Source organism: Moorena sp. SIO2C4 (genome assembly GCF_010672485.1).
Taxonomy (GTDB): Bacteria; Cyanobacteriota; Cyanobacteriia; order Cyanobacteriales; family Coleofasciculaceae; genus Moorena; species Moorena producens.
Genome location: NZ_JAAHGN010000352.1, coordinates 1 through 6,853, shown reverse-complemented (window position 1 = coordinate 6,853; position 6,853 = coordinate 1). Strand labels below are relative to the sequence as shown.

The 6,853-nt window shown below is 43.2% G+C and carries 7 protein-coding genes; 5 read left to right on the top strand and 2 right to left on the bottom strand.

Annotation, left to right across the window (positions count from 1 at the left end; translation table 11 throughout):
* From F6K20_RS18585 to F6K20_RS18565, 5 genes are all read left to right on the top strand, one after another.
* The coding region (locus F6K20_RS18585) for a glycosyltransferase family 2 protein (protein WP_502708844.1) at nt 1–602 on the top strand (602 nt) is incomplete at its 5' end.
* 74 nt (nt 603–676) lie between these two features.
* Nucleotides 677–1,210, top strand: a complete 534-nt coding sequence (locus F6K20_RS18580) for a glycosyltransferase family 2 protein (RefSeq protein ID WP_287295599.1) — start codon at nt 677–679, stop codon at nt 1,208–1,210.
* A gap of 53 nt (nt 1,211–1,263) precedes the next feature.
* The gene (locus F6K20_RS18575; RefSeq protein ID WP_287295597.1) at nt 1,264–1,620 is read left to right on the top strand and encodes a hypothetical protein; all 357 of its coding nucleotides are present in this window, start codon (nt 1,264–1,266) and stop codon (nt 1,618–1,620) included.
* A 142-nt stretch (nt 1,621–1,762) separates the two neighbouring features.
* Complete coding sequence (locus F6K20_RS18570; RefSeq protein WP_287295595.1) at nt 1,763–2,719, top strand: NAD-dependent epimerase/dehydratase family protein; 957 nt, start codon at nt 1,763–1,765, stop codon at nt 2,717–2,719.
* Nucleotides 2,720–2,936: 217 nt separating this feature from the next.
* Nucleotides 2,937–3,482, top strand: coding sequence for a peroxiredoxin family protein (locus F6K20_RS18565; RefSeq protein WP_008186659.1), 546 nt, complete (start codon nt 2,937–2,939; stop codon nt 3,480–3,482).
* 101 nt (nt 3,483–3,583) lie between these two features.
* Here the strand turns inward: F6K20_RS18565 and F6K20_RS18560 are convergent, their stop codons facing one another.
* Together F6K20_RS18560 and F6K20_RS18555 are read right to left on the bottom strand one after the other, a co-directional pair.
* Nucleotides 3,584–4,609: a DnaJ C-terminal domain-containing protein gene (locus F6K20_RS18560; protein ID WP_287295593.1), complete on the bottom strand. Its 1,026-nt coding sequence runs from the start codon at nt 4,607–4,609 to the stop codon at nt 3,584–3,586.
* A 426-nt stretch (nt 4,610–5,035) separates the two neighbouring features.
* Nucleotides 5,036–6,325, bottom strand: coding sequence for a glucose-1-phosphate adenylyltransferase (locus F6K20_RS18555; RefSeq protein WP_008186656.1), 1,290 nt, complete (start codon nt 6,323–6,325; stop codon nt 5,036–5,038).
* Between the last annotated feature and the right edge of the window lie 528 nt (nt 6,326–6,853).

Below are 6,853 nucleotides of genomic sequence, written 5' to 3'. Positions count from 1 at the left end.
TCTTGGCAGAGCAAGTTGTTCTCTTGAATGCTCATCCCGACGCTGCCATGGTCTACGGACCAATTCAATGGTGGTATAGCTGGACTGGAAATCCTGAAGACCAAGAACGGGATCACGTGGAAAAGGTTCGTGTGCCGACCGATACCCTGATCAATCCACCAAGGCTGTTTCGTCTTTTATTAAAACGCCGGATTAGCATATCGGGGATGTTGTTGCGACGTCAGATTGTAGAAGATGTTGGTGGTTTTGAGGAAAACTTCCGAGGTCTTTATGAAGATCAGGTCTTTTGCAGCAAGATCTGTCTCCATGCACCGGTTTTTCCAGTTACCAATTGTTGGTACAAGTATCGACAGCACCCGAACAACTGCTGTTCTATTGCAGAAAAAACCGGCAAAGAGTATGTTGCACGTCTATTTTATTTGAATTGGGTAGGACAGTACTTATCTGAACATAAAATCAAAGATATCAAAGTCTGGTGCGTATTCATCAAGGAACTATTACTAGCTATGAATCCCACTGTGTATTCTTTGTCGTCCAAGTCTAGGAGGTATTTCGGGTGGAAGCTCAAACAAAGACTATTCAGTATATTGAAAACGGTTTAAAAATTTTTGGAACTCAGGTCATCAATCTTGTCCATTAACGGAAAGTAAATAAACTTGAATATAAGTAAGATCAAATGAGTCACAAACCACTGGTTTCTGGTATTATGATCTTCTTAAATGCTGAGAAGTTCATTGAAGAAGCCATTCAGAGCGTATTTGCCCAGACCTATAACAACTGGGAATTGCTGCTGGTAGACGATGGCTCCACCGACAACAGCACAGCAATTGCCCAACGGTATGCCCAACAATACCCGGAAAAGGTAAGCTATCTAGAACACAAGGGTCACCAGAATCGCGGCATGAGTGCCACACGCAATCTAGGCATCCACAATGCCAAAGGGGACTACATTGCCTTCTTAGATGCTGACGATATTTGGTTACCACAGAAACTGGAAAAGCAACTAGCAATTTTTAGTTCACAACCAGAAGCAGATGTAGTTTGTGGTCTAACTAAATTTTGGTATAGCTGGACCGAGAAGCCTCAGGATATTGATCGGGACTTGATGCGAGAAATTGCTCCTGACTACGATACTTTGTTTACTCCCCCAGGCTGCTCACCCTCTTGCTGGAGAGTCAAGCTAGAACCCCCGCCACTTGTAGCGTTTTGATCCGGCGAACACTATTTGATATTACAGGTGGGTTTGAAGAAAGCTTCCAGGGAATGTACGAAGATCAAGCCTTTTTCGCGAAGGTATATCTCAAAGCCGCTGTATTTGTCACTAGTGACTGTTGGGATTGGTATAGACAGCATTCTAATAACTGCTGTTCTATGGCAGAGCAAGCAGGAAAATACACTCCTGGTCATCTGAATCCAGCACATCTGACCTTCTTGAACTGGCTATCAAAATATTTATCTCAACAAGGGGTCAAAGATACTGAACTCTGGGATGCTCTCCAAAAGAGACTCTGGTCTTATAAGCATCCTATCTTATACTATCTTTCACGACCTAAGCTTCTGGTGAGATTAATAGCACAGCGGACATTACCTGTAACAGTTCGCCATTGGTTTCAGATTTAAGACAAGGTGATCAAGAGTACTTATTGGAGCTCATTTTGATTAGTAAATTCTACACTAATTAGGCAAATAAAAATAACTTATTTAATCTTTAATTAGTAACCGATTACATCGTTAACCATTACTTAGTAAAAAATAAAAAATCATGCATTTCATTGTCACTGGCGGAGCCGGTTTTATTGGCTCTCATCTTACCGAACAACTTCTATCAGAAGGTCATCAGATCACAGTAGTTGATAACCTTGCCACTGGTAGTCTACAAAACCTACCTAAGCATCCTAATCTCAAATTCCTGCAAAAAGACATATCCACTTGTAAACCAGAAGATTTTATAACTAAATTTACAAATAAAATTGATGGCATTGCCCATTTAGCAGCCACCCCCTCCGTTACAGCATCATGGCTGCAACCTCTAGAGGCTCATCACAATAATCTTTCGGCAACGATTGCTGTTATTGAACTTTGTAAAACCTTAAACATTCCTAAACTAGTCTTTGCCAGCTCAGCCGCTGTATATGGCAATCCCACACAAGTACCCATTTCAGAAAATCAACAGACTTCTCCTATTTCTCCCTATGGCTTACAAAAACTGGTGAGCGAGCAATATGCCAGTTTATTTGCCAAACAAATAGATTTTTCATTTGTGGGATTACGATTTTTTAATGTATTTGGTCCTCGACAAGTACCTAACTCCCCATACTCCGGTGTAATTTCTATCTTTGTTAATGCCATGCAGCACAGTTTACCGATAACTATTTACGGAGATGGGACTCAAACACGAGACTTTATCTATGTCAAAGATGTTGCCAGGGCTTTTGCCAAAGCTTTAACAACACCCCTAGAATCAGGCTCATGCTTAATTTGTAACTTAGGCACCGGAAAATCTACTTCTTTACTTCAGCTAGTTGATAGTCTAAAAACTTGCTTTCCTCAGTGGAAATCAGAAACTAAATTTGCCCCTCCCCGTCCTGGAGATATTAAACATTCCCAAGCTGATATTTCAATGGCATCTTCCTGTTTAGATTTTAAACCTCAGTGGTCAGTAGAGTCAGGTTTACAGCGTTTAATCGAATCATTAAAATTAAGTCCGGTTAATCACTGACCAAATAGTCCGTACTTGGTTGATGTGAGTTATTATTCTAAAGGGGTGACCAGCGGTGATCTCCATCGCTTTCCCCTCTTTCCCCTTTTCCGGTCTGTGTAATCAAAGTAGTCACTTAATTCATGCTTTCCCTAAACTACCTACAGTTGAGGGTGCCTATCGGTAAACTAGAACAGTGACTATAAACTATTCCCTCTCCAGGAGAATTGAACCCCTGATGCTCACAGACCTTAACTTTAGTGGCTTAATCAATCAGCGCTTCTTCCACAATTTTGTGCCTGTACCAGCAACTAACGCGCTACAACTCGGAGCAAGGACTCCTGATTTTGAGCTACCAGATATTACCAATAACCGTCAGACCAAATTATCGGATTATCAGGGCAAACAACCGGTCATCTTGGCATTCACCCGCATTTTCACAGAAAAGCATTACTGTCCCCTGTGCTTCCCTCACATCAAAAACATCAATGAGAACTACCAACGTTTCACTGAGAAAGGGGTTGAGGTGTTAATGATTACGAGTACAGATATCAAGCAAAGCCAACAAGTTGTTAACGATCTCAGTTTACAAATGCCACTGCTGAGCGACCCCAACTGTAGAACCTTTCGCGCCTATAACCTTGGTCAAGCACTTGGTGCTCCCCTACCTGGCCAATTTCTTTTAGATCAGCTAGGAAAACTCCGCTTTCAACATCTATTTTCTTTCCTAAATTCAAATGCCGAAGTAGAAACACTCCTAAATGCCATCGACACCCTCTTATGAGGTACCTTCAATTGTCTTACCCCTACTGCCTACTGCCTACTCCCTACTCCCATTAACCCAGCAGGAAAGTCTATCACCCAATTGAGCACTGCTAGATATAATCACAGTCGAACTTGGGACAAATGACTGCGGGGATTGAAGCGGCGACTTTCACGGATTTTTTCATAGTACTCCCGCTCCTGATTGGTGAGGTTTTTCGGAGTTACTATCGTAATTCGCACTAACTGATCACTACGTCCACCCTTAGGTAAAGACCAGCCTTTACCCCGTAGTCGCAGAGATTGACCAGAACGAATACCAGCAGGAATATTCATACTCACAGAGCCATCTGGAGTTGGTACTTCGATTGACCAACCCAAAACCGCTTCATCTGGTGTGATTGGCACTTCGCAAACTAGATTCTCACCATCGAACTCAAAGAAAGAGTGAGATTTGAGTTCTACTTTCAAATACAAATCTCCCTTTTGCCCATTCAGGGGGTTGACCTGACCCTTGCCTCGCACCCGAATACGACTACCGGGTTTGGCACCAGGGGGAATCCTGACAGTTATAGTTTCATTACCTAGGCTGAAACGTTTTTGGACACCATTAAAGGCTTCAGACCAACTGAGGCTAATGGTTGCTTCCCGGTCAGCACTTGCTCCCGTAGTGTTGTTAAAGCCTGACGTGCTGCTATAGCCACCAAAACCACCAAAATCATTAAACCCATTAGAGCTAGAAGTACTTGTACTGTAGGAGTAGCTATGACTACTTCTGCCAGCACCACCGGGCGCACCAGTGCTAAAGCGACCCAGCAATTCATTAATGAACTCGTCAAAGCTGCCGTACTGGCTAAAATCAAAGCCACCAACATCAACACCGACTCCACTACCACCAGACCATCCTTGTCCCGCTTGCTTCCAGTACTGACCAAATTGATCGTATTTCTTCCGTTTGTCCGAGTCAGATAACACTTCGTAGGCTTCATTGACTTCCTTAAAGCGAGCCTCGGCTTGTTTGTCACCAGGATTCAGGTCTGGGTGGTACTTCCGGGCCAAACGCCGGAAGGACTTTTTAATGTGATCAGCACTAGCAGTTTTGCTGACTCCTAGGATGGAGTAATAGTCTTTGAAGTCGGTCGCAGCCATCAAGAGTGTCTCCTAATCGTCTAAGATCGTAAGGGGTCAGTTATTGCCCTTGGATTATGGTTTATCTACCTCAACGCCAGGGTAACAAAGGTTTCAAGTAAACTTAGTTCGGTTCTTCCTCACTGGTGCGATCGCAATTTCCGTACATGGTAATACTCTGTCAAGGGTGTTTTGAGGGTTAGGGCAAGGTCTTAGGTAGCAAGGTCTTAGGCTAATGGCTAATGGTTAATGGTGAATGGTTTTAGTAGTTAATGCCTAGCCTAAGGGTGTCTAATCCCTAATCCTTAGGGTAAGCCTGTCTAAAGTAAGCGTGTAAGGGCTGACGGCTGACCGCTAAGGGCTGTTCGCGTAGCGTGCGCGTAGCGCATATGCTTACAGCGCGCCTAATTTTGATATGGATTAACTTACCCTTTCCATCCCATAGGACTAAATCACGGCTCCATGGGGAATTACTGCATTTTTGAGCACTACAACAATGCCATTACGAATATAAAATCCCTCACTTTCGCAGTTGGCCTCTTCTACACGATCCTTGTTAAAGATTTTGACATTGTTACCGATACAAGCATTTTTATCGATAATTGCACGACGAATAACGGTATCCTTACCAATCCCTAAAGTCACTTGGCCTTGTTCTTGGGCTGAGAGACGTTCTGTTAAAGATTGATAGTAGTCAGCCCCCATAATTAAAGTGTCCTCGATAACTGTTCCAGCTTCCACTCGCGATCGCAATCCCAATACCGAGTTATTAATGCGGCAGTCTTTGAGAATACACCCTTCCCCAATTATTGACTCTGTTACCCGACAGTCTAAAAGCTTTGAGGGCGGTAGATAACGGGCGCGGGTGTAAATCGGAGCATCTTCCTGATAAAAGCTAAACGATGGTGATGGTTGACGAGTCAGGGATAAGTTAGCATTGTAGAATGCCTCAATAGTGCCGATATCTTGCCAATAATCATTAAATAAATAAGCTTGAATGTTATACTTTGGCATCGAGGCTGGGATAACTTCGTTACCAAAGTCTGTGTGTTCAGAATTAGCTTCGAGCACTTCTTTCATCACTGCTTTACTAAAAACATAAATTCCCATAGAAGCAATGTAAGGACTATTTCTGGCTTCTTCTGGTGTAAGTCCAAGCACAGTAGTATCCACTTGCATTTGTTTGAGCAATTCCCCTGTGGGTTTCTCCCGAAAGTCAATCACTTTGCCCCGATCATTAATTTGCATCAAGCCAAAGCTAGATGCCCGTGTCTCATCAATAGGTACAACCGAGAGAGTAATATCCGCTCCAGTGTCCCGGTGACGTTGGACAAATAAGCGATAGTCCATCCGGTAGAGGTGGTCTCCTGATAGAATTAGGTATTCATCAACATCCCAGCCATTAAATAACCATAGATACTGACGAACTGCATCTGCTGTTCCCTGAAACCAGCTTGGGTTTTCCGCAGTTTTTTGGGCTGGTAGAATTTCAACAAACCCTTCTGTGAAGCCAGAGAAATTATAGGCACGGGTAATGTGGCGATTGAGAGATGCTGAGTTAAATTGGGTTAGGACATAGATTTTGTAAATCTCAGAATTAATGCAGTTACTGACAGGAATATCGATCAAGCGGTATTTACCTGCCAATGACACTGCTGGTTTAGCACGGGGCTTGGTTAGTGGATATAAGCGGCTTCCTGCGCCACCACCGAGAATGATTCCTAAAACTTTTTTCACAAAACACCTCTGAAATGCTCATGCCTGAACAACTCCAGTCTCTGATGGGTGTGGGGCAGTTTTCAAGGGGGGTAAGCCAGTAATTTATTATAAACGCAAAGTTTTCGAGAAGTCTATGTAAAATCCCTAGTTAGCCCCACAGTAAGTTCGGTACTTTCCCGGTGAACAGAAATCGGTCAAGGGGAAGACAATAAAATCGCTGGGTCAAATTAATTGGGGAAAGGTTTTAAGACAAATTGAAACCCGGTCGGGCATTTGTATTGCCAGAGGATGGATAACTCAGATCGACACCTATACCAGTGGGTGTCCGAAATCGCTTTAGCCAATTCCTATTGACCCAAACCCCAAGCCAATTCTGATGCAGCTATCCCTAATTAGCAATTGGTACTAGCTATTGCTATAGGTAACTAACTAAACATTTTGAATCACTATGGCAGACTTTATTCTCTCACAGACAACTATCGAGCTTACTGAAACTAGTGCTGACCAGTCATATACTATTGCCTTAGACACCCCGCCAACTGGAGA